Below are 21,854 nucleotides of genomic sequence, written 5' to 3'. Positions count from 1 at the left end.
TGTGTCTGTTTAAATAATGCAGGCTGACGCTGCACAAAGCATCAACCCAGGTTGAGTGAAATTAACGTCATAACGTTATTGGTTCATAGAATATTCAATTTTTTGTAAATGCTTTATTACCGAGCCTTTATTCTGTTCAAGAACCGCAGTAGCATTTTCTACCATTCGACTCTGAAATTCTTTATCTTGATGTAATTTGATAATGGCATCGATTAATTCATCTGCCTGACTTACGATCTGTATAGCCTCGGCTTCTTCGAGATCAGTACAAATTGTTTTAAAATTATGGACCTGATTTCCACTTAAAACAGGAACGTTCATGGCGATAGGTTCCAGAACATTATGCCCACCCACTGGCACCAGACTCCCCCCAACAAAGGCATAATCACTAATCTGAAATAAACCTAACAACTCACCAAGACAATCTAAAATCACTACTTCGTTCGCGCTTGAGACAGTATTCAAGTCACTTCGCAAGCCGGTATTATACCCAGCTTGAACACTCAGCTGATACACCGTTTGAAAGCGCTCTGGATGACGTGGGGCAATTAATAATACTACGTTAGGAATCGCTTTTTGCAGACGAGGTAACTCGGATAAAATACGTGATTCTTCATCATCATGAGTACTGGCGGCAATTACCGCAACTCGTTCACTTCCCCAATGACTTTTTAACTCATTAAACCGGGCACTATCGATTGTATTGGTTTGTAAATCAAATTTCATATTTCCCAAAACCTGAACTATATCAGTCCTGGCCCCCAGAGCGATAAACCGTTTTGCATCATCTTCACTCTGAGCCAAAATAGCGGAAAATTGATTCAGAACTGGTTTAAATAAAACTTTAAGCTTCATATATCCTTTCAATGATCGTTCGGATAAACGCGCATTAGCCAGCAATAAGGGAACTTTAGCTGCATGAGCCTGATTAATTAAATTAGGCCACAGTTCAGTTTCCATAATGACCCCAATGCGAGGCTGTACCTGCTTGAAGAATCGTTTGAGTACCGCAGGCAAGTCATAAGGTATGTATCGATGTGCCACCTTATCACCAAAACGCGCTTTTACTCGTTCTGAACCGGTTGGCGTCATAGTCGTAACCAAAACAGACCAATGTTTCTCCAGCATGGCATCAATCAAGGGTATGGCTGCAATAACCTCACCCAGAGAAACGGCATGAAGCCAGACATCTACCGGTTTGCTATCATGAACACCGATACTAAAACGCTCCAAAATTCGGGTTCTGTATCCCGGTAATTTTCTACCTTTCCACCACAGCCGGAGAAGTATGTAAGGAGTAAGCAAATACATTAATAATGAATAAATCAATCGCATAGAGGTGTACCAAAATCCCAAAAGGGCACAGTATATACCCAAAACAGTGAATTGTGCGATATATCACTACCGAATTGCGTTACCTGCTGTTGACAAGTACTCCAAATTCCCTTTAAGTTAGTGAATTCGTCAAAACCAGCCAATCGAATCACATGTAATTGAATTGAACACGTTCAATCGTTTTACTTTTATATTAGATTCATTAGGGTATGTTGACAATTCTGATTTCGACGTCCCGCGAACAAGTCGCGGGAGGTTGGGAATATTTTGATGAATTGTCAACACACCCTAGTACTCTATTGAAAAATTGGCTTTTTTATTAATTCTGTTGGATAATTCAACTTCTTGTACATATATTAAATATATGACGTCATATATCATTTATACCCTTTGAGGATTAACATCAACGATGACTTTTAGGGAATTTTTTACATTATCCACCTGGTGGGGAAAACTTCTCGGAGCTTTCTTTGGATACTTAACCGCAGGACCTCTTGGAGCTCTGTTTGGTATACTTGTTGGTAATTTTTTTGATAGAGGATTAGCCAGCCATTTTACCAACCCACATTGGTACTATCTTTCCGAAAAAAGAAAAGCAGTTCAAAAAGCATTTTTTGAAACCACTTTTTCAGTAATGGGACACATAGCAAAAGCCGACGGTCGTGTTACAGAACAAGAAATTAACATGGCAAAATTACTCATGAAGGAGATGCGCCTGAGTTCTGAGCAAACAACACTTGCCAAACGTTTATTCAATGAAGGAAAACAAAAACAATTTAAATTAGATTCCGCACTGTTTCAATTAAAAAAAATATGCCGGGATAACCGCGAGTTACTGAAACTATTCGTGGACATTCAATATCGTGCGGCCCAGGTAGATGGACTGACAACCCCCAAAATTAAAGTTCTGGATATTGTTTTTGCTTGCCTAGGCTTTGCTCCACTGCATAAACAATATCGATTTTACGAGGATTTCAGTTACAGTTCCTATGCACAACAGCAACAAGAGCAGGCTCAGCAACAAACGTATCAACAACAGCAACAACACCATTATAGGGAATACAGCCACTCCTCCTCATCGCAGAAGCAATACCAATATAAACAGCAATCCCCACAAAATAATCTGGCACATGCCTATGCTTTAATAGAAGTAAATCCCGACTCCAGTAAACAAGAAGTAAAACGGGCTTACAGACGATTATTAAGCCGTAATCATCCAGATAAATTAATCGCGCAGGGATTACCAGAAGAAATGATTAAACTGGCTAATGATAAAACACATAAAATCATGAAAGCTTATGAACTCATTTGTCAAAGTAAAGGATGGTAATCCATCAAGGCTCGACAGGATTATCTATAAAGCCAGTCCAATCCGAATGAGTAATAGAAACAATCTGACTTTGTGAGGAATATACGGGTTCAATATAAGACTCTAAAATAGGGCGAGGCTGTGTTTGCGTTTCTGGCAATTTAGTCATCCATCCGTGTACAAAAGAGACTAATAAACGTTGATTATATTCATAATCATGATCTGCACCTGGCATTTCTACAGCAAGATAAGGCCGATCCTTAAATTCTTTTTTTCTATGATGCATTTGCGTTAATACATTTTCGTAATCAAACTGACCGGCAACATCAAAAATGGGAAAGCGGAATGAGAGTGATTTATCCTTGGTACTGGATTCACCATATGCTGAAATCAACACCAATCCATTAATCATCTTGGATTGTGGCTTACTGAAATAATCAAGAGATTGGTTTAATTGCTCACCATAATGAATCATGATTATGCGTTTGTTTTTATTTTGTCTTAAAGAACTGATTACTTCAGGTAACTGTTTAATCCAAGGGACAGAATTATCTGAATTACAATTCAACAGCACTACGGACCAACCATTTGCTGCCAGTTGTTTTGCACATTGAGCCAATAATTCCGACCATTGTGGCTGATCTCCTCCATGAACAATCATCACCGCTCCATAATGGAGTTTTTGTGCAGGCCAATAGGGCAAACGAACAGAATTTTGATCTATTGAGATTTCTAATTGATCTGCCCATAGACTGGTAGAAATAAAGAAAAAAATAAGGATCATCCGTGTAATTCGTTCCATATGTCCCTATAGAGTTTATCGAATAACGAACCGGGATTGCTTTATCCCGGTTTATACAGTATTAAACGGGTTTATCGGAAAGTTCAACACCAGCAGCGTCCAGCATGACGCGAGCCTTATCTGCCATTAGTTGATGTGCAAATGCAGTAGGATGTACTAGATCGAAAAACAGATAACCATCACATCCATCTCCTGTTGTTCCAGGAGTCACCTTGGAAACCATTTTTAAAACAGATTTACGGGTGATCTCATCCGCTATCGAATTCGCGCAAGTACCTGTTATATTGGTGATGCCATAATCTGCTGCATGTTCCAATACTTCATTAAATGCCGAGTTCATATCAAAATATAACCAATTCACATCGGGATAGGTTTGTTTCATATTGGCAAGCGTTTTATTTAATGCCTCATTATGTTGGCTGGAAAAATAACTCATCGTTTCAATTGAACCAAACTCTATGGCAGCAGGAGTCCTGCCTAAATCAGGTAAATTAAGAACAAGTATGTTTTTCGCACCTTTATCAGCCAGTTTTTGCAAACCATGGGTAATGCCTGTATTGACATCAATCAATGTTTGTTCAATTTCACTAGGCATCCCTAGGTAATTATTCGCACCTATCCAAACAACGAAGAGACTGTCTTCGCTTGCTTTGTCGTCATGTGTCAGCAGATACGTTTTAATTTCTCTTCTCAGGGTAAATAAAACATCATCGTCTTCATCTTCTTCAGATACTCCTGCCCCACCAATAGCATAATCGTTCAGGTGTGATGCCGGATCATTAGGAAAATACGAAGCGATCAAGCGTTCAATCCAAACGGGTCCATTAGAAAAACGCCCCTCAAAATATGGAGGAGATTGAGGTAATTGGTGTTGCATGAATTCGTATAAATTCCCATTATCAGATAAGCTATCACCGAATATAACGATATTATTAAGTGGTGTAGCAGCAACAATTCCCGAAAATAAAAAAGCACCCACGGTAGCTAATAGTTTCATGAATACCCTTAGTTAATTGATTTTTTTTTAAAAAAACATTGATCATTATATTCTGAAACAAGGTTATTAATCAATTTCCTCTAAATTGGAAGTAAAAACATGCGCACTAATTTTCATGTTGATCTAAAATATAAACGAATTTATAGTGAGCATTTTTGAGATATGAAAATGACCCAGTTTGAAAAGGAATATGTTTTAGTATGCCTGGATTCTTTTATGGAGATCCTCTCCGATTCAGAACAACTGGATCTTGCGATCACCGATTTTGCTGGTCAGCAATCTGAACAGAGCCGATACTACTCCAACTCATCTATTCCTGATTCTGATCTTTGGACTGATACAGATAAACTTAAATTCTCTGCTGCTTTTTTTGAAGCCACTGCGCGTGCAAATTGCCGATTTCTGACTGCCCCGGAATTATCAATGCAAGTCACTTTGGCACAAAGATTTTGGCAAGATCATTACAAGCCTTTACTCTCATCCAATACATCTGCTGAAGATCGTATTACTGCTGTAATTCAAAAGTGTAACGTTATAAAAGCGGAAGTCAGCAGAGAAGTACCATCCGATGCACCGCAAAATTTCGTACAGGAAAATCATTATACCTTTTTCACTGCTTTAACCGCTATCGGCGTGGTAACAGCAATTGGAGCTTCCATTATATTTAAGCCATAAAACTTAGATTTAACTAAATATCGAGCGTCAGATGAAACTGACGCTCGTTCTAAAACAAAATTATGACCCCAAGCGAATTGATGAATCCATTACATTTAAATCTTCCTCAGAAGTAACATCATAGTCTGAATCACTGTCATAGTCATAATGATAATGACCATGAATTTCTTCAAGGACATCTTGAACTTCATCTTTTATATAATGATGAAGAGTTCCCTTGGCTTTTTGAGTGTATTTATAAGGTGTTTCGTCCTGTTTTATTCGCTTCTCGTCATTTAGAACTTTATTTTCTTTAAATCTAAAAAAATTATTTGGATTATTTTTCACGTTATGTCCTCAACTGAGTATTGATGTTATTTTTCAGGTCGGGGATATTAAATTCGATACAGATTAAAGGCAAGCTAAAATGTATTTTTATATTATAAATTAGCCCTATTATTTACAATTAGTTCATCTTTATCAGATGATGTACTCACCGTCTCCTTTTGCAATCCAACATTCCAAGGTATAGAACGTTCCTGTTCGCTCTTCGCTACAGGAGCTGAGGCCACTCGACGAAATTCCGGTACAGGAGACAAGCGCGCGGGAGATAAAAATGCAGCAGAAGATTCAGAAGCCTGCAAGTTCTCTTTCGCTTGAGTAGTCTGCCCCAAAAATGACATATCAATAAAGTTACCGGTAAGAAAACCTATTCCAGTCAAGACAGTTACAAGTGCTACAACCATCAGCGCCAGCTCCAGAGTCAGCGGAAAACAGAACAAAATGAAGCTTGCTCCCCCTACCAATCCTAGAGTGGCGCCACTTAATCCCCCCAACCAGAAATAGTGTTCAAAAAACCCCAGATTGGAAATCAACCTCGTTCTTGTATGCTGCAAATCCTGACTTTGGTGTACTGATGAAGTGGTAGCTGCAGATTTTTGTCCCGTGAACAATTTCCTACCGGTTTCAGGTTTAACTTTAGAAACAGGTAAAATTTCACTCTCGTGTAAAACAAGGGTTCTTTTCTTCTGAGGGACAGTAAATGACTTCAAATGAGCAAAAGCCTCTCTTCTATGTTCAGACAATGTTCTGATGATGCTCGCTGTATCACCTTTTTTCTCATTCGGAACAGACAAGATACCCGAATGTTTTTTGATAAAATCAGCTGGTAAAGTGCCCAATAAATTCTTGCGGGCAAACTGTCGTTGAATCCTCTGCGGAGGAATATCATTAAGATTGGATGATTCAGAAGTGGCTTGGAGTATGTCCTCTGCCTCTTTGATTTTCCTGATTTTTTCCTTTCTAATCGAAGGGATCAGGTATTGACCATCAGAGATCCATTTTTTAAATTGCTCCATCAAGCCCTGATTCTTGATCGAAAGTTCCGCTGCATCTGGCGCTCGTTTAATCAATTGATGCCAACGCTCAAAATACTCGGTTGCTACATCACAAGCCTGTATGAACTCAGATTTATTGAATAGTGCCATTTCATACTTTCTTCTGGCATCAACTACTTGTTGCAACGTCATTTGAGCTTTTAAAATGTGCCTTTTGTAATCCAGAGTATTCCAATTGATGTGAACGTCTTTCAGTTTGTATTTAATTGCTTTAAAAATGTCTCTCTCTTCGGCTGCTTTATATCCAGAAACCTTTTCATGTGACGTATAACCTTTACCCACATTTCTCACTGAACTGTATATACCTATTGCCCGGTCGCTTTTATCAATAATACCAGGAGTTATTCCTGCCTTATATAAAAGAGGCTCGATTTCTTGTAGAAGGGCATTATAAGAACTCTCTTTTCCAAGCTCTATATAAATGGTAATCTGCATCCCATGATACACGCGAACAATATCCTGAAGTGACTGATTTTTATCCTCTACCGCCAGATTGCGCTTCTCCAAAAACTCAGCAGTTACCTGATGCATTTGATTATATAATACTCGTGAAACAGCCAATCGTGTCGTTTTAAAAATGGGAACTCCACGCGAAGACAAGAAGGCATAAATGATATCCCATGCTTTACCCAGATCATCAGGGTGTATACTCAGATGAATTTTCCATGGCGACTCAACAAAATCACTGCTTGCACCGTATTCATTATAAACATTGGCAAAAGATATTGAATCTTTGATTTTTGGAGGCTGAGAAGGATCTGCGGAATTAAACAGTGTCCAAGGTCTGGATACACCTCCAATTTGTGTTTTGTAATGACCGTCCTTGATAATTACCAAATCAGGATATAACTGATTTATTTTTGCATACGACATCGATGTTGAACCATCATCTGCCACAGAAAAATCATGCGCTTCGTGTACTGTAACACCCATTACTTCAACTCACATCATTACATTGGATTTTTTAAAAACAGGACTGAAAGGATAAATCAAAACTGGAACATTTATTATTATAGATTAGAGAGTTACAACCAGATTTTGTCTCTTCACAATTTCGTCATCTTGGAGGTAGTGAATGATATGCAAAGGCAAGCACTGCACCATGTTCAGGAGATCCCTCAGTTATGACGTTATCCTGAACTGAGGTATCCCTTCAAAATTAATAACACCGAAAATGTAGTTATTTAAGCCTCAATGATCCTATGAATACCCGTCTTTGCGAGCAAAGCGAAGCAATCCACATCGGAGCCTTATTGGAACTGTGTTCTGGATTGCTTCACTACGTTCGCAAAGACGAACGTTTATACTGAATAGTAACTAATTATCCTCACTAGAATTATGAGGGGATACCTCAGCTCCTGAACGCAGTGAAGTCCAAATGCAGGCACTGCACCACCTTCAGGAGATCCCTCATCGCATTCGGGATGACATTTGTCGCTGCTACCTGTCTATTCAAGCACTACCGATTAAGGTTAGATTCAGTTGTCGACCACAAACCCATGCTTTAGTAAGATCTCGAACTACTTCCTTAGACATGCCTTTAGGAAGTCGAACAGTAGAATGATCCTCATGAATTTTAAGACCGGTAATATATCGACTTTGTAAACCGGCTTCATTAGCAATAGCCCCGACAATATTCCCGGGCTTTACGCCATGAACTTTACCCACATCTATTCGGAACAAATCCTGGGCTGTTGATTCATCATTAAATTTTTTGCGATCATCACCAAAGTTTTTTCGTTCACCGCCAAAAGCTTTTTTATCACCGCCAAAGCTTTTACGGTCGCCTCCAAATCCCTTTCTGTCTTCACCAAAACGTGACGTACGCTCTGAGCGACCATCACCATTTCGGCTGACACGACCCTCTTTAGCTGGTCGAGGAGATTTAGGTAAGGCCAATTCTTTTTTCCAGGGCAAATCTTTATGCAGCAATAATGCGAGGGTTGCTGCGACATCTACTGCTGATACTTCATTTTCCTTAATGTATTCTTCAACGATACGCTTATAGGATGGTAGATTTGCATGTTCCAGACGCTCTGTTATATTTGCCATAAAGCGCTGTTGTCTGGCCACTTGAATCATATGATCATTAGGTACATTGACTTTTTCTATACGTTGACGCGTATGTCGCTCAATACTGCTGATTAAACGTGATTCTTTAGGAGTCACAAACAGTATAGTTACTCCAGAACGACCTGCCCTTCCTGTTCTGCCAATTCGATGCACGTACGTTTCATTATCGTGAGGCAAATCATAATTAATAACATGTGTTACACGCTCTACATCCAAACCACGTGCCGCGACATCAGTAGCAACCAAAATATCAATAGCACCTTGTTTAAATTGAGAAATAATGCGTTCACGCAATGCCTGGGTTATATCACCATGTATAGCCATTGCCCGCAGTCCTTGCTGTTGCAATAACTCTGCAACTTCTTCTGTGCTGCTTTTGGTACGAACAAATACGATAACACCCTGATAATCTTCAACTTCCAAAACACGAACCAAGGCATCAGGTTTCTGATGACCTGAAGCAAACAGAAATCGCTGTTCGATACTTTTTACTGTAGCTGTTTCCATTCGAATTTCGATTGAAGCCGGATCAGTTAAATAGGTATTGGCGATTTGGCGAATGCGATGTGGCATAGTCGCTGAAAACAATGCGATTTGTTTTTTCTCAGGTAACTTCGCCAGAATCGTTTCAACATCTTCAATAAAACCCATACGCAACATTTCATCTGCTTCATCCAGAATAAAAGTACGTAAATTGTCCAAAGGTAGAGTACCTTTGTCTATATGATCCAGTATACGGCCCGGGGTTCCGACCACAACCTGTGCGCCACCACGTAATTGTTTTAATTGACGACCATACTCCTGGCCACCACACAATACAGCAATAGTAGTGCCACGTTGATGTTTACTTAATAGTTCAAATTGCTCAGCAACCTGAATAGCTAACTCACGAGTAGGAGCAATAATTAAAGCCTGCGTCCCCTGTATGGTAGGTGATAAATTCTGAAGTATCGGTAAAGCAAAGGCAGCAGTTTTACCAGTACCTGTTTGAGCTAAAGCAATAGCATCGCGCCCTTGCAATAACAACGGAATAGTTTGTGCTTGAATAGGAGAAGGAGTTGTAAACTTCATATCCTCTAGTGCTTTATTTAAAGCATCTGAAAAATTAAAAGCAGAGAAATTGGTAATTTCTTGAGTCATAGTGTTCCTGATATAGTAAAGCGTAAACCTGAAAAGGTTAAGTAATATAAAAATTGCTCAGTATAATAACAAAATAAACAGGATGATGCACTATATTTATTTATATTCTCTTAAAAAGCAGCCCTTTTGCTTTTAAAAATATAGGTTTTTTTCTGTCAACAATGATTCAAATTAGAACAAACAGTAAGCACAGCTCACGGACAAGAAACAGAACGCCAGCTTTAATTCACCAGGAAGTTCTGTAGTGCATTTAAAATACGTCGTTGGAGCTTAGTCAAACGATGAGTGCAAAAGTATCTTCTAATAATTCAAATGTTGCAGGTAAATGCCCAATGCATTCCCCATCTGCCTCAACCTTGATAATACTGTTATCTTTTGGTTCAATAGCTATTTTTTTTGCCTGTAAGTATTGAACCTTCTTATCCAAAATATGATTTCCTGAATATATTTCAGGTAATTTTAGTAGAGCGTTTAATTTTGTGAAATCACCAAAGAGCACTACATCAATGAGCCCATCATCCAATTTTGCCGTTGGAGCCACATGCATACCACCGCCAAAAAATTGGCCGTTGCATGCTGCTAACAAAAGTAGAGAACAATCAAAGAATGAAGCATCATCGATTTGAATTCGTACTGTCGGTCTTTTGTAAGTAAATAAAGCCACTAATGAATGAAGAAAGTAATTAACCGAACCGCACAGCTTTTTTAACCATCGACTTTTACTCACTGTCGAAACAACCTGTCCTGAAAGACCGCAACTGGCAATATTGATAAAATAATGGGAAGGCTGATCAAAAAAATTAATTTTGCCAATATTACAATTTACAAATTGGTTGTTTTTTAATCGGTCTAAAAATTGGCTAATATCCTGCCGCGGAAATTGTTTTATAAAATCGCCCCCACATCCCGCGTTTAAAAAAGCGATTTTAGTTTTTTGAATCTCTATTTTATCCTGTTTGATAATACCATTAATCGCATAACTTAAAGTGCCATCTCCACCAATGATTAATAAATAATCCGGATGATCAGACAATAATTCCTGTGTCAGAGGCACCAGTTCATCTACGCCAGCAGACATCCTGAAAGTAATTTTATCGAATAGTATACTTAATCCCGATTGAACCTTCAGCCAGATTTTTTTACCTCGCCCACCACCTGATTCTGGATTAATAACAACAGCAAGACTGCTCATATTAAAGCAGCCAATCTGCATGCTTGATCGATCGCATGGCGCGCATCAAGTTCTAAAGCTTTATAAGCACCCCCAACCAAATGAACTGATTTACCCATTTGCTTTAACGGATCATATAATTCTTTTAACTCGGTTTGCCCCGCACAAATAACTACAGTATCAACATTTAAAATTTGTGGTTTTTCATCCAATTTAATGTGTAAACCTTGATCGTCAATGGCTTCATAACTTACCCCTGAAATCATCTTGACTTTTTTATGCTTTAAACTTAATCGATGAATCCAACCTGTAGTTTTGCCCAAACGTTTTCCCATTTTTTCGTTTTTACGTTGCAATAAAAAAACCTCACGAGGGCTTGGAGTATTTTGCGCAGGTCGAAGCCCGCCTCGATGTTCTCCTTTAATATCAATACCCCATTCCTCATAAAATTGATGAAGGGTTGATTGATGCTCATGGGTTAAAAACTCAGCGACATCAAATCCAATGCCTCCAGCTCCAATAATCGCTACTCGCTCACCAACTGGTTTATTTCGATTGATTACATCAATATAACTGACCACTTTCTCATGATCGATACCTTTAATATCCGGGGTACGAGGCTTGATGCCTGTGGCAAGTACCACTTCATCAAAGTCGTTTAACAAATCCACATTTGCCTCTGTATTCAAACGCAGATCGACCTTAAACTTTTGCAATTGGTACTTAAAATAATTCAGTGTATGCTGAAAATCTTCTTTGCCTGGAATTTGTTTCGCTAAATTAAACTGACCTCCTAAACGATCACTTCGTTCAAATACAGTAATTTGATGCCCTCGTTCTGCAGCTACAGCGGCAAAAGCAAGCCCAGCTGGACCTGAGCCCACGACCGCGATCGATTTAGGCTTGTGAACCGCTTGATAGACTATTTCTGTTTCATTGCAGGCACGTGGATTAACCAGACAGGACGCTGATTTGTTAACAAAAACCTGATCAAGACAGGCTTGATTACAGGCGATACAGACATTAATTGCTTCAGATTCACCACGTTTTGCTTTTTCAGCAAATTGTGGATCAGCCAAAAATGGTCTGGCCATGGAAATCATATCCGAGACCCCATCTTCCAACAATTGATTGGCAAGTTCTGGGGTATTAATACGATTGGAGGTGATAACCGGAATGTTCACTTCCGGTTTCAAATGCTTGGTTATAGAAGTAAATGCTGCAGGAGGAACCATAGTTCCAATTGTAGGAATACGCGCCTCATGCCAGCCAATACCGGTATTGATTATATTGGCTCCCGCTTGTTCTATAGCTTTAGCCAAAATAACTACCTCTTCCCAGCTGCTTCCTTCAGCAATCAGATCCAGCATGGACAAGCGATAAATGATAATGAACTGTTCACCAACCGCTTCACGAACAGCCCGTACTATCTCAACAGGAAAGCGAATACGGTTCTCATAACTTCCGCCCCACTCATCCCGGCGATGATTCGTATGGGATACGATAAATTGATTGATCAGATACCCTTCGCTACCCATTATTTCTACCCCATCATAACCTGCCGCTTGAGCAAGCCGAGCACAACGGGCAAAATGTTTGATGGTTTTTTTAATCCGCCATTGACTCATTACCCAAGGTTTAAATGGGCTGATTGGCGATTTGATGCCGCTGGGAGCAACGATAAATGGGTGATAGCCGTAACGACCGGCATGCAGAATTTGCATTGCTATTTTACCGCCAGCTTCATGTACGGTATGAGTCACTAATTCATGTCGATGCTGTTCTTTGCTGTTGGTCAGTTTCGCCGCAAACGGAGCCAAACGTCCTGCTCGATTAGGGGCAAAACCACCAGTCACAATTAAACCGACCCCGCCTAAAGCGCGTTCACGGTAGAATTCTGCCAAACGCATTAAACTTTCTTTATCTTCTTCAAGGCCTGTATGCATAGACCCCATCAACAAACGATTTTTAATTTGGGTAAACCCTAAATCCAATGGCTGGAACAAGGCTTTAAATGGGGTATTATCAATTCTCAATTCCATGAGTGCTCTCTAGTTAAAGACATCAAAATAGAAAGTATAAACCCTGCTTATTATACAGCAACCACTTTTTTACAAAGAGATGAATTTAATGAGAAATTATGCAGAAAACAATGAATTTACTTTAGAGTTTTCTGGTTGATACAAGACTTACGAAAAACCTCAAGGTCGAGGCAAAAAGTATCGGTGTATCGTCTCAATTGCCTCTGAAATTTCGTCATTCTATGAAATTTCGTCATCCTGAACGAAGTGAAGGATCTCCTTCAAGGTGGTAGAATAACTGTCTAGTTGCCACAATCAGGAGATCCCTCGTTTCACTCGGGATGACGAATGTTTTACTTAAATCTTGTTACGTCATCCTGAACGAAGTGAAGGATCTCCAAAAGCAGGCACCATACCCATTTCAGGCGCTCTCCCACTGCGTTCGAGATGACGTCTCCCGAATTCCTTTTGAATAAGTGATTGGGTGTTTTTCGTAAGACCTGTGGTATAAATCTTTATCTTGAGTAATACTTATGACACGAACATCACACTAGGGATAAAAAATATGACAAAATGTTCTACTCTAATTATTGCCTCACTTCTCAGCTTCAATGCAGCCCATGCAGCAGAAATGTCGGCTACAATCAATACAACTGGAGTCAATCAGCACGCCGTTGGATCGGTAGTATTTACCGAAACACCCTTTGGTCTGTTGATTAAGCCAAATCTGACAGGACTCACTCCTGGACTGCATGGCTTTCATTTGCACCAACATGCTGATTGCGGTGCTGACGGTATGAATTCAGGTGGTCATTATGATCCCGCCAATACCAATAGCCATCAGGGTCCTTACGGTAACGGACATCTGGGTGATCTGCCGGTACTTTATGTATCCGAAGAAGGGATAGCCAACACCCCTACTCTTGCTCCTCGATTAAAATTAAATGATTTAAAGGGTTTAACTGCTATGATTCATGCCGATGGTGACAATTATACAGATACTCCCCCATTAGGTGGTGGTGGAGCTCGAATAGCCTGTGGTGTAATTAAGTAACACTCTCTTATTCGGTTGCGGGTTTTTATACCCGCACCTTGTCGTTAATCGAAGTCTTCTAAAAATCACCAACTATTGAAATCGTTTACTTACATAGACCGCATGAATTACAGCGCTTATTCTGCCTACACGAGCTATGGCTGCGGCTGAAAATCCGTGTTCCTTTAATTGATGGGCATGGGAACTGATACAAGTACCACATCCATTAAGTGAAGAAACAGCCAAAGACAAGGTTTCAAAAGTAACTCTGTCAACGCCTGGATTCATCATACCCTGCATCCTCAACCCGGCAGGAATATGTTCCACTTCAGGATTTTCTGTTAAATGAACAAATCGATAATAAATATTGGTCATTGCCATTAAACTTGCTGCCAATTGTGAGGCATTAATCACCTGTTCATCATCAATTTCCTCCTTGATTTCTGTAATTAATTCTTTATCGCCCAACGAATAGGCAACAGCCAGAGCAGATCCTAAAACCTGTTGTTTACTCAATCCATCGTTTAAGGAAACATCCAGAACCTTGCCTAGATTTAAGCGAATGTCTTTAGCAATTTCTGGTAAAAAGTTTTTAATATTCTCAATCATGGTGCATACCTCTGTGTGTATTTATTTTAAATGGATGGTTTCTTCACCTTTTTTCCAATTGCATGGACAGAGTTCATCTGTTTGTAAGGCATCTAGAACTCGTAACACTTCAGCTGGATTGCGTCCTACATTTAAATCGGTAACCATTACAAAACGGGTAATTCCTTGAGGATCAACAATAAAAGTAGCTCGTTGGGCGACACCTTCCTGCTCATCTAAAATTCCTAATTGACTACACAACTCCCGTTTTACATCAGCCAGCATTGGAAATGGTAAATGATTTAAATCCGGATGCTGATTTCTCCATGCCAAATGTACAAATTCACTATCTGTACTGCCTCCAAGCACTTGAGCATCCCGATCAGCAAACTCAGAATACAATTTACCAAATTCAGCGATTTCAGTAGGGCAAACAAAAGTAAAATCTTTAGGCCAGAAAAATACTACTAACCATTTACCCTGATACGTTTCATTAGTAATAACTTGAAACGCATTATTCAAATCATTACTGACGGTTGATTTAATTTGAAAAATTGGAAATTTATTGCCTACGGTAATCATAAAAATACTCCTCGGTAAATTAATCTAACTCACACCATTAATTTAGGTGAAATCAAAAAATAAATAAAATTGATTGTTTTTATTATTACAATAGATTTTGTTGATTATAAGTATAATTTTAACTTCATTGTGTAAAAAATTTGGCTTTTATGACTTTTATAAACTACTTTTATAGAAGGGCCTATAAAGGAACATTATGTATGGAAGACCCATTCTCCGCATTGCTAAAATCCTTACAATCTGTATTTCATTTAGAAGCAATGAGAAATGGGAAGTACAGCTATCCAGCTGTTCAACAACTAAAAGAAGCAACAGAACACTATAATCCTAATGCAAAAAATACATTCATCAGTTTACTGCGAGCAATTAGAGAAGCTCTTCCTAATATTGAAAAATGGAGGGTTAATTTTGATGCCATCAGAAAATCCATGGACGCGATGGCTAAACTTCATCATATGCCCTCTATAGATTGGAATATCGTTTTGTCGCATCCGAAAGTATCTTCAAAATTTCAATTCAGCGCTCTGAACCATTCACGAGCTGAAGATAACTTGATCGTCTGGCTAACTGCAAAAACAGGAAAACCGAATGCCAAACTGGATCATAATGAATTGACCCAGGCCATGTTGGACAATCGCGACAGGCATGGATTTAGTCAGAAATTGAATGAACACTTAAAAAAACACCCGGAATTTCTATTTGATTTGATTATGAATTCCGAAAAAAACTTTATTAAAATATCTCAATCTCGACTCATTCTGTATTTAACAGACGAACAGTTAGCAAAAGCAATAATTCATCATTCGCCCAACATGGTACATAAACAAAAGGAACCTTTTGAACAGGTGGAGTTATTAGTACATAAAATCAATGACATCTTATCCAATGGTCGATCGGTTTCAACCCTATTACGTAACGGTACAGCCAAACCCATATTGGATAATTCTATATTTTTTCAAATCTATCAAAGTGAAGAATACGCTAATCGTCATGAAAGAAAACCGTCAGTACCCACTATGGTTGAATCAGAGTCACTTAAACCCGGTTTTTAAATCGGGATCCCAAGGATAATGCTTGAAAGAACCTCACTTTATAAAAAAGTCATATTGCTTAGTCTTAATTAGCACATTTTATAAGATCGTCATCCTCGCGAAAGCGGGGATGACGTATAAAACTGAGGGGATAAAACCTGGAACATGGATTCCAGGTGAAATAAATCTAAATGTTCTAGAGTGTGTTGACAATTCATCTATTTATTTCCAACGTCCCGCGACTTGTTCGCGGGATCCAGAGATCGAGTATCATTATCAAACATAATGTATTCATCAAGATCGAACTGGATCCCGCGAACAAGTCGCGGGACGTCGAAATCGAAAATGTCAACAGCCCCTAATCCAGCAATCCCAGATCTTTAACTGTATCGCGTTCTTGTCTCAACTCATTTAGAGTGATGTTAAACTTCTCTTGACCAAACTCATTTAAATGTAAATTATCAATTACAATTAACTCACCTTTCTCACGTCGGCATGGAACAGAGAAGATCAAACCTTCATCAACGCCATATTCTCCTTGAGATCGACGGGACATAGAGAACGATTCACCTGCAGGAGTATCCGTTACTAAATGATTAACGCCAGTAATAATAGCATTGGCAGCTGAGGCAGCAGAAGAAGAACCACGTGCTTTAATTACCGCGGCGCCTCGTTGTTGAACAGTTGACACAAAAGTATCTTTCAACCAGGATTCATCCGTGATCACTTTGGCTGCTGAAACGCCATTAATTTTAGCATTATAAAAATCAGGATATTGAGTTGAAGAATGGTTACCCCAAATTGTCATTTGAGTTACATCCGTGATGTCAACACCAGCCTTTTTAGCCAATTGAGTTCTTGCTCTTAATTCATCAAGGGTGGTCATTGCATAAAACCGATCATTGGGAATGTCTTTTGCATGATGCATGGCAATCAAACAATTAGTATTACACGGATTACCAACAACAAAGACTCTGACGTCATCGCTGGCGTAATCATTAATTGCCTGACCCTGCTTGGTAAATATACCGCCATTAATCTGTAATAAATCAGAACGCTCCATACCTTGTTTACGTGGTACTGAACCAACTAATAATGCCCAGTTAATGCCATCCATTGCCGTATTCATATCAGCGGTACAGACAATACGTTTTAATAATGGGAAGGCGCAATCATCCAGTTCCATAGCAACGCCTTCCAGTGAGGGAAGAGCAGGCTCAAGTTCCAAAAGATTCAATTCTACTTCAGTGTCAGCTCCAAACATTTGGCCTGACGCAATCCGAAACAATAGCGCATAACCTATTTGCCCTGCTGCGCCTGTTACCGCGACTCTCACTCGTTTCTTCGACATGTTATTTCCTCTTATCTAACCACTCTTTAGCTAAAAATAGCGCAGCAATACTGCGCGCCTCGGTAAAATCCGGTTTTTCTAATAACTCCAAAGCAGCACTTAGGGGCCACTCAACCATTTCTGGTGGTTCCGGTTCATCCCCTTGCAAAGGTGAATGATACAATCCTTGAGCGATAACCACCTCGATTCGCGATCCAAAATAACCAGGAGCCATACTCATGGTGCGTAACCAATGAAGTTCTTTAGCCGCGAATCCAATTTCTTCCCGCAACTCTCTATTTGCTGCCTCTAAAGGAGTTTCACCGCTATCGATAACTCCTTTAGGAAAAGCCAATTCATAATTATCAGTCCCCGCAGCATACTCCCGAACCAATAGTAATGACTCTCCAGGAGTTAACGCAACTACCAACACAGCGCCGTGTCCATGACTTTTAATGCGTTCATAAATTCTTTTCGCGCCATTAGAAAACTCTAAATGCATTTCTTCTACTGTAAACAACCGTGATTTGGCTATCACCGTTCTCTGATTGCAAATTGGCTTTTCTCTCATAGTTCAATATCACTTATTTGGTGACAAAACAGTTGTCATGATACTATCGCATTCTCAAACAAGCCAGTCTAAAAATTTTAATGCTTCCTTTATCTTTATACATCCACATTCCATGGTGCATTCGTAAATGCCCTTACTGCGATTTTAACTCCCACAAAAGCCCTGATGCTTTACCGGAAGACCATTATGTTCGTGCGTTAATTGAAGACTTAAAATCCGATTTATCCCGATTTCCGGTTCGAGAAATCACTTCAATATTCATAGGAGGTGGCACTCCCAGCCTCTTTTCAGCAGAAGCCTATGACTCCTTGTTTACCCAGTTAAAGCAACTGCTTCCTTTCGCTCCCGATATTGAAATCACTATGGAGGCCAATCCTGGAAGTGTTGAACAACAGCGTTTTACACAATACAGACAAACAGGAATCAATCGACTGTCCCTGGGCATTCAAAGTTTCAACCCTGTGCATTTAAAAGCTCTGGGACGGATTCATGATGAACATCAATCCCATGCTGCCATCCTTGCTGCACGAAATGCCGGTTTTGATAATCTTAATCTCGACATCATGCATGGTTTGCCGAATCAAAGTGTCGAACAAGGACTTGCTGATCTGACCACGGCATTAAGTTATCACCCAGAACATCTATCCTGGTACCAATTAACCATAGAACCAAATACTGTATTTTACAAAGAAAAACCACCTCTTCCATCAGAAGATGATGCTTTTATATTAGAAGAACAAGGTTTTAACCTATTACAAGAATCTGGTTATACACGTTATGAAATTTCAGCGTTCTCACAGCCTGACAAAAAAGCGCGACACAATCTGAATTACTGGTTATTTGGCGATTATTTAGGAATTGGAGCCGGAGCACATGGAAAAATTACCACAGCTCACGCGATTCTGAGAACCAGAAAACACCGTCAACCTAAAGATTATTTAAATCAGGACAAACCGTACTTGGCTCATATTGAAGAAGTAACTAATGAAGAATTATTGTTCGAATTCATGTTAAATACTACTCGCCTGGAACAACCCATCCCGCTGGAATTATTCAATCAAACCACAGGATTGGATTTAAATCTGTTGCTCCCCAAATTAAAAACAGCTCAGGATAAAAATCTTATCGTTCTGACTCATGATCATTGGCAAGTATCTCCATTAGGAAGACGCTTTACCAATAACCTGCAGGCTCTTTTTTTACCTTGAAGTTCTATAAATAGAGACATTATCACTGAAATTGAACAGGCTTCATCAAGAACCCGCCTATTGAATTTTATTCACTCGAATCACTCAATTCATAATGAATAACTTTCAGTTGCTAGAACATAAAGATTATCTCATAATAAAAAATAATTTTGCTTAAGGAGCTCCCGGTGACTCTATTTCTATTCTTGGTAATTCTTGCTTACTTAATGGGTTCATTCTGCTCTGCAATCATAGTCTGTCGAGTATTTGGTTTACCTGATCCAAGAGAAGAAGGATCAAAAAATCCAGGCGCGACTAATGTCCTACGCATAGCAGGGAAAAAATATGCGGCATTAGTGATGGTTGGGGACGTTCTTAAAGGAACCATTCCTGTATTAATTGCAAAAGTACTTGGCGCGACCCCGGCAATTATAGCATTTACAGCTTTAGCTGCTGTTATTGGTCATATGTTTCCAGTATTTTTTAAATTTAAAGGAGGAAAAGGTGTTGCTACAGCGATTGGAGCATTGCTGGGCTTTCACTTTATTATTGGGGTCATGGTTGCCGCAACATGGTTATTAGTAGCTAATTTTTCTAGATATTCATCTTTAGCTTCTATCGTAGCCATATCCTTATCGCCCTTCTACTCATTACTAATAGTTGGTCGGCTGGATATATTCCCTCCATTATTCTTTATTGCCTTGCTGGTACTCTACAAACACAAGAACAACATTAACCGATTAATTGATGGTGTAGAACCTAAAATAAAATTTAAACCAGACGTAATCCACGACATCATGGAATCACCCCCTGTGATTAATGAAAACGCAGAGGTTCCAACTCAAAAGCCAGTTGCAGCAGAATCCAAAATAGAAAAAGTAACAGTCAAAGAAAAAGAAAAAACGCCTAAATCAAAAGCGCCAACAAAGAACGCTAAAACGACAAAAGCCGCACCAAAGAAAGCAAGCAAAGCAGAAGAGCCCACAAAAAAAGCAAAGACAACAAAACCCAAATCCCCAAAACCCAAAGAAGAACAATAGAGCGAGTACTTCTATTAAGTACTCACCTTTCTCTTAAACGGGCGGATTTTAAGCAGCTGGTTGTAAGAACTATCCTGCTAAACCACGTAGGAACGTAGCCCGTATTAGGCGCAGCCGTAATACGGGGCTGATGAGGCTCCGAAATCCCCGTATTACGGCTGCGCCTAATACGGGCTACGTTGTTAAATCTCGTTCGCAATATGTACCAAGATACATCATTGCCAAATCCCATTTACAAAAAACCACAATACACCTGAACGGACGGATTTGAGTGCAGGTTGCGAGATCTCCGATCTAAAAAAGCGGAGTGTACATCAAGTACATGAGCATTTTTTAGAACGAAGTTCTCGCAAAATACGCCAAATTGCACTAAACCTCTGAACGGACGAATTTGAGTGCAAGTTGCGAGATCACCGATCTAAAAAAAGCGGAGTGTACATCAAGTACATGAGCATTTTTTTAGAGCGGAGATCTCGCAAGATGCGCCAAATACGCCCGTTCAGGCGAGGGGCCAGCGGGCTTTGACAACCACATCCCACCCCAAATCCCGCTCCCCCAACTCCATTCTCAAACACCCCGCGTACGCGACCATTGCACCATTATCTGTACAATATTCAAGAGCGGGAAAATAGACTTCACCATTGATGCTCGTCATCCACTCTTTTAAAGCCAAACGCAGGGCGCTATTTGCCCCTACTCCACCGGCGACAACCAAACGCTTGCAATTGGAGTGCTGTATTGCTCTTTTCGCTTTAATAATCAGAGTCTCTACAACAGCCTGTTGAAATGCTTTTGCGATTTCTGAACGATCAGAATCTTCCTTTGCGCTTTGATTCCAGGTGTTTAATGCGAAGGTTTTTAATCCACTAAAGCTGAAATCCAATCCTGGTCGGTCAGTCATGGGACGAGGAAAGCGATAAGGCGTTGAGGCACATTGATCGGCGAGTCCGGCTAATACTGGACCACCAGGATATGGAATACCCATTAATTTGGCGGTTTTATCAAAAGCCTCGCCTACTGCGTCATCCAGGGTATCCCCTAATAATTGGTACTCACCCATATTTTTTACTTCGATGAGTTGACAATGGCCGCCTGAAACGAGTAAAGCGATAAATGGAAATTCCAGGGTTGGAGTTTCCATTTTTGCTGCCAGTAAATGAGCTTCCAAATGATGAATTCCCAGAGCAGGAATTTCTAGTGCATAAGCAAGGCTTTTTGCAAAACAAGAACCTACCAATAATGCCCCGATTAAACCTGGCCCGGCTGTATAAGCTATGCCATCCAGGTCTTTTTTATTTAATTGAGCACGCTTAAGCACTTCATCGACCAAAGGGATTAAATAATTGACATGATCTCTTGATGCGAGTTCCGGTACGACTCCCCCATGTAGTCTATGGGTTTCAATTTGTGAATGCAGTGCGTGAGCCAATAACCCCGATTTTGAATCATAAATTGCGACCCCTGTTTCATCACAGGAAGACTCTATACCTAATACGCGCATACATTACCTCAATACTGGCAATCAATAACCATTTGTCATTATATCACAAGCTCAATCATGAATTAAAAGTTAAATCCCTGCGATTCATTTTC

19 protein-coding genes are annotated in these 21,854 nt (G+C 39.7%); 6 read left to right on the top strand and 13 right to left on the bottom strand.

Features of this window, described 5'->3' with window-relative positions:
• Positions 1-75: 75 nt before the first annotated feature.
• On the bottom strand, positions 76-1,335 hold the full coding sequence (gene waaA, locus Lqua_RS12625; protein WP_058474640.1) for a lipid IV(A) 3-deoxy-D-manno-octulosonic acid transferase: 1,260 nt from the start codon (positions 1,333-1,335) through the stop codon (positions 76-78).
• A gap of 409 nt (positions 1,336-1,744) precedes the next feature.
• Between waaA and djlA the strand changes: the two genes are divergently transcribed.
• Complete coding sequence (gene djlA, locus Lqua_RS12620) at positions 1,745-2,665, top strand: co-chaperone DjlA (protein WP_058474639.1); 921 nt, start codon at positions 1,745-1,747, stop codon at positions 2,663-2,665.
• A 4-nt stretch (positions 2,666-2,669) separates the two neighbouring features.
• Here the strand turns inward: djlA and Lqua_RS12615 are convergent, their stop codons facing one another.
• Together Lqua_RS12615 and plaA are read right to left on the bottom strand one after the other, a co-directional pair.
• A complete protein-coding gene (locus tag Lqua_RS12615; RefSeq protein WP_058474638.1) occupies positions 2,670-3,446 on the bottom strand; it encodes an alpha/beta hydrolase in 777 nt (258 codons plus the stop codon).
• Positions 3,447-3,507: 61 nt separating this feature from the next.
• Positions 3,508-4,443: a GDSL family lysophospholipase PlaA gene (gene plaA, locus Lqua_RS12610; RefSeq protein ID WP_058474637.1), complete on the bottom strand. Its 936-nt coding sequence runs from the start codon at positions 4,441-4,443 to the stop codon at positions 3,508-3,510.
• Between the two features lie 168 nt (positions 4,444-4,611).
• Between plaA and Lqua_RS12605 the strand changes: the two genes are divergently transcribed.
• Positions 4,612-5,118 (top strand): hypothetical protein, encoded by a 507-nt coding sequence (locus Lqua_RS12605; protein WP_058474636.1) that lies wholly within the window; start codon positions 4,612-4,614, stop codon positions 5,116-5,118.
• A gap of 60 nt (positions 5,119-5,178) precedes the next feature.
• On the opposite strand, the gene Lqua_RS12600 is transcribed toward Lqua_RS12605, so the two are convergent.
• The 5 genes from Lqua_RS12600 to Lqua_RS12580 all read right to left on the bottom strand — a co-directional run bounded on the left by Lqua_RS12600 (position 5,179) and on the right by Lqua_RS12580 (position 12,920).
• The gene (locus Lqua_RS12600) at positions 5,179-5,445 is read right to left on the bottom strand and encodes a hypothetical protein (RefSeq protein WP_058474635.1); all 267 of its coding nucleotides are present in this window, start codon (positions 5,443-5,445) and stop codon (positions 5,179-5,181) included.
• 92 nt (positions 5,446-5,537) lie between these two features.
• Complete coding sequence (locus tag Lqua_RS12595) at positions 5,538-7,427, bottom strand: hypothetical protein (RefSeq protein WP_058474634.1); 1,890 nt, start codon at positions 7,425-7,427, stop codon at positions 5,538-5,540.
• 519 nt (positions 7,428-7,946) lie between these two features.
• On the bottom strand, positions 7,947-9,707 hold the full coding sequence (locus Lqua_RS12590) for a DEAD/DEAH box helicase (RefSeq protein WP_058474633.1): 1,761 nt from the start codon (positions 9,705-9,707) through the stop codon (positions 7,947-7,949).
• A 274-nt stretch (positions 9,708-9,981) separates the two neighbouring features.
• Positions 9,982-10,899, bottom strand: coding sequence for a diacylglycerol/lipid kinase family protein (locus Lqua_RS12585; protein WP_058474739.1), 918 nt, complete (start codon positions 10,897-10,899; stop codon positions 9,982-9,984).
• Positions 10,896-12,920, bottom strand: a complete 2,025-nt coding sequence (locus Lqua_RS12580) for an NADPH-dependent 2,4-dienoyl-CoA reductase (protein WP_058474632.1) — start codon at positions 12,918-12,920, stop codon at positions 10,896-10,898. Before Lqua_RS12580 ends, Lqua_RS12585 begins: the two co-directional genes overlap by 4 nt.
• Positions 12,921-13,464: 544 nt before the next feature.
• Here Lqua_RS12580 and Lqua_RS12575 point away from each other — a divergent pair.
• Positions 13,465-13,953, top strand: a complete 489-nt coding sequence (locus Lqua_RS12575; RefSeq protein ID WP_058474631.1) for a superoxide dismutase family protein — start codon at positions 13,465-13,467, stop codon at positions 13,951-13,953.
• 72 nt (positions 13,954-14,025) lie between these two features.
• Here the strand turns inward: Lqua_RS12575 and Lqua_RS12570 are convergent, their stop codons facing one another.
• Together Lqua_RS12570 and Lqua_RS12565 are read right to left on the bottom strand one after the other, a co-directional pair.
• On the bottom strand, positions 14,026-14,541 hold the full coding sequence (locus tag Lqua_RS12570) for a carboxymuconolactone decarboxylase family protein (RefSeq protein WP_058474630.1): 516 nt from the start codon (positions 14,539-14,541) through the stop codon (positions 14,026-14,028).
• A gap of 21 nt (positions 14,542-14,562) precedes the next feature.
• Positions 14,563-15,102 carry a peroxiredoxin gene (locus tag Lqua_RS12565; protein ID WP_058474629.1) on the bottom strand — a complete coding sequence of 180 codons (540 nt, stop codon included), beginning with the start codon at positions 15,100-15,102 and terminating at the stop codon, positions 14,563-14,565.
• Positions 15,103-15,302: 200 nt separating this feature from the next.
• Here Lqua_RS12565 and Lqua_RS12560 point away from each other — a divergent pair, with 200 nt between their 5' ends.
• Positions 15,303-16,154: a hypothetical protein gene (locus Lqua_RS12560; protein WP_058474628.1), complete on the top strand. Its 852-nt coding sequence runs from the start codon at positions 15,303-15,305 to the stop codon at positions 16,152-16,154.
• A gap of 337 nt (positions 16,155-16,491) precedes the next feature.
• On the opposite strand, the gene Lqua_RS12550 is transcribed toward Lqua_RS12560, so the two are convergent.
• Together Lqua_RS12550 and nudE are read right to left on the bottom strand one after the other, a co-directional pair.
• Positions 16,492-17,484 carry a malate dehydrogenase gene (locus Lqua_RS12550; protein WP_058474626.1) on the bottom strand — a complete coding sequence of 331 codons (993 nt, stop codon included), beginning with the start codon at positions 17,482-17,484 and terminating at the stop codon, positions 16,492-16,494.
• 1 nt (position 17,485) lies between these two features.
• The gene (gene nudE / locus Lqua_RS12545) at positions 17,486-18,034 is read right to left on the bottom strand and encodes an ADP compounds hydrolase NudE (protein WP_058474625.1); all 549 of its coding nucleotides are present in this window, start codon (positions 18,032-18,034) and stop codon (positions 17,486-17,488) included.
• 80 nt (positions 18,035-18,114) lie between these two features.
• Here nudE and hemW point away from each other — a divergent pair, with 80 nt between their 5' ends.
• The gene (gene hemW / locus Lqua_RS12540) at positions 18,115-19,242 is read left to right on the top strand and encodes a radical SAM family heme chaperone HemW (protein WP_058474624.1); all 1,128 of its coding nucleotides are present in this window, start codon (positions 18,115-18,117) and stop codon (positions 19,240-19,242) included.
• Positions 19,243-19,409: 167 nt separating this feature from the next.
• A complete protein-coding gene (gene plsY, locus Lqua_RS12535) occupies positions 19,410-20,261 on the top strand; it encodes a glycerol-3-phosphate 1-O-acyltransferase PlsY (RefSeq protein ID WP_058474623.1) in 852 nt (283 codons plus the stop codon).
• A gap of 499 nt (positions 20,262-20,760) precedes the next feature.
• Here the strand turns inward: plsY and tsaD are convergent, their stop codons facing one another.
• On the bottom strand, positions 20,761-21,762 hold the full coding sequence (tsaD, locus tag Lqua_RS12530) for a tRNA (adenosine(37)-N6)-threonylcarbamoyltransferase complex transferase subunit TsaD (RefSeq protein ID WP_058474622.1): 1,002 nt from the start codon (positions 21,760-21,762) through the stop codon (positions 20,761-20,763).
• Positions 21,763-21,854: the final 92 nt, after the last annotated feature.

The sequence above is a fragment of the Legionella quateirensis genome, from assembly GCF_001467955.1.
In the GTDB taxonomy this organism is placed as follows: Bacteria; Pseudomonadota; Gammaproteobacteria; order Legionellales; family Legionellaceae; genus Legionella; species Legionella quateirensis.
The sequence above is the reverse complement of the archived record's forward strand: the minus strand, read 5'-3'. Positions and strand labels throughout refer to the sequence as shown.

Bases quoted from the DNA above. Each gene is read 5' to 3' on its own strand.
- waaA (WP_058474640.1), bottom strand. From the start codon at position 1,335: ATGCGATTGATTTATTCATTATTAATGTATTTGCTTACTCCTTACATA.
- djlA (WP_058474639.1), top strand. From the start codon at position 1,745: ATGACTTTTAGGGAATTTTTTACATTATCCACCTGGTGGGGAAAACTT.
- Lqua_RS12615 (WP_058474638.1), bottom strand. From the start codon at position 3,446: ATGGAACGAATTACACGGATGATCCTTATTTTTTTCTTTATTTCTACC.
- plaA (WP_058474637.1), bottom strand. From the start codon at position 4,443: ATGAAACTATTAGCTACCGTGGGTGCTTTTTTATTTTCGGGAATTGTT.
- Lqua_RS12605 (WP_058474636.1), top strand. From the start codon at position 4,612: ATGACCCAGTTTGAAAAGGAATATGTTTTAGTATGCCTGGATTCTTTT.
- Lqua_RS12595 (WP_058474634.1), bottom strand. From the start codon at position 7,427: ATGGGTGTTACAGTACACGAAGCGCATGATTTTTCTGTGGCAGATGAT.
- Lqua_RS12590 (WP_058474633.1), bottom strand. From the start codon at position 9,707: ATGACTCAAGAAATTACCAATTTCTCTGCTTTTAATTTTTCAGATGCT.
- Lqua_RS12585 (WP_058474739.1), bottom strand. From the start codon at position 10,899: ATGAGCAGTCTTGCTGTTGTTATTAATCCAGAATCAGGTGGTGGGCGA.
- Lqua_RS12580 (WP_058474632.1), bottom strand. From the start codon at position 12,920: ATGGAATTGAGAATTGATAATACCCCATTTAAAGCCTTGTTCCAGCCA.
- Lqua_RS12575 (WP_058474631.1), top strand. From the start codon at position 13,465: ATGACAAAATGTTCTACTCTAATTATTGCCTCACTTCTCAGCTTCAAT.
- Lqua_RS12570 (WP_058474630.1), bottom strand. From the start codon at position 14,541: ATGATTGAGAATATTAAAAACTTTTTACCAGAAATTGCTAAAGACATT.
- Lqua_RS12565 (WP_058474629.1), bottom strand. From the start codon at position 15,102: ATGATTACCGTAGGCAATAAATTTCCAATTTTTCAAATTAAATCAACC.
- Lqua_RS12560 (WP_058474628.1), top strand. From the start codon at position 15,303: ATGGAAGACCCATTCTCCGCATTGCTAAAATCCTTACAATCTGTATTT.
- Lqua_RS12550 (WP_058474626.1), bottom strand. From the start codon at position 17,484: ATGTCGAAGAAACGAGTGAGAGTCGCGGTAACAGGCGCAGCAGGGCAA.
- nudE (WP_058474625.1), bottom strand. From the start codon at position 18,034: ATGAGAGAAAAGCCAATTTGCAATCAGAGAACGGTGATAGCCAAATCA.
- hemW (WP_058474624.1), top strand. From the start codon at position 18,115: ATGCTTCCTTTATCTTTATACATCCACATTCCATGGTGCATTCGTAAA.
- tsaD (WP_058474622.1), bottom strand. From the start codon at position 21,762: ATGCGCGTATTAGGTATAGAGTCTTCCTGTGATGAAACAGGGGTCGCA.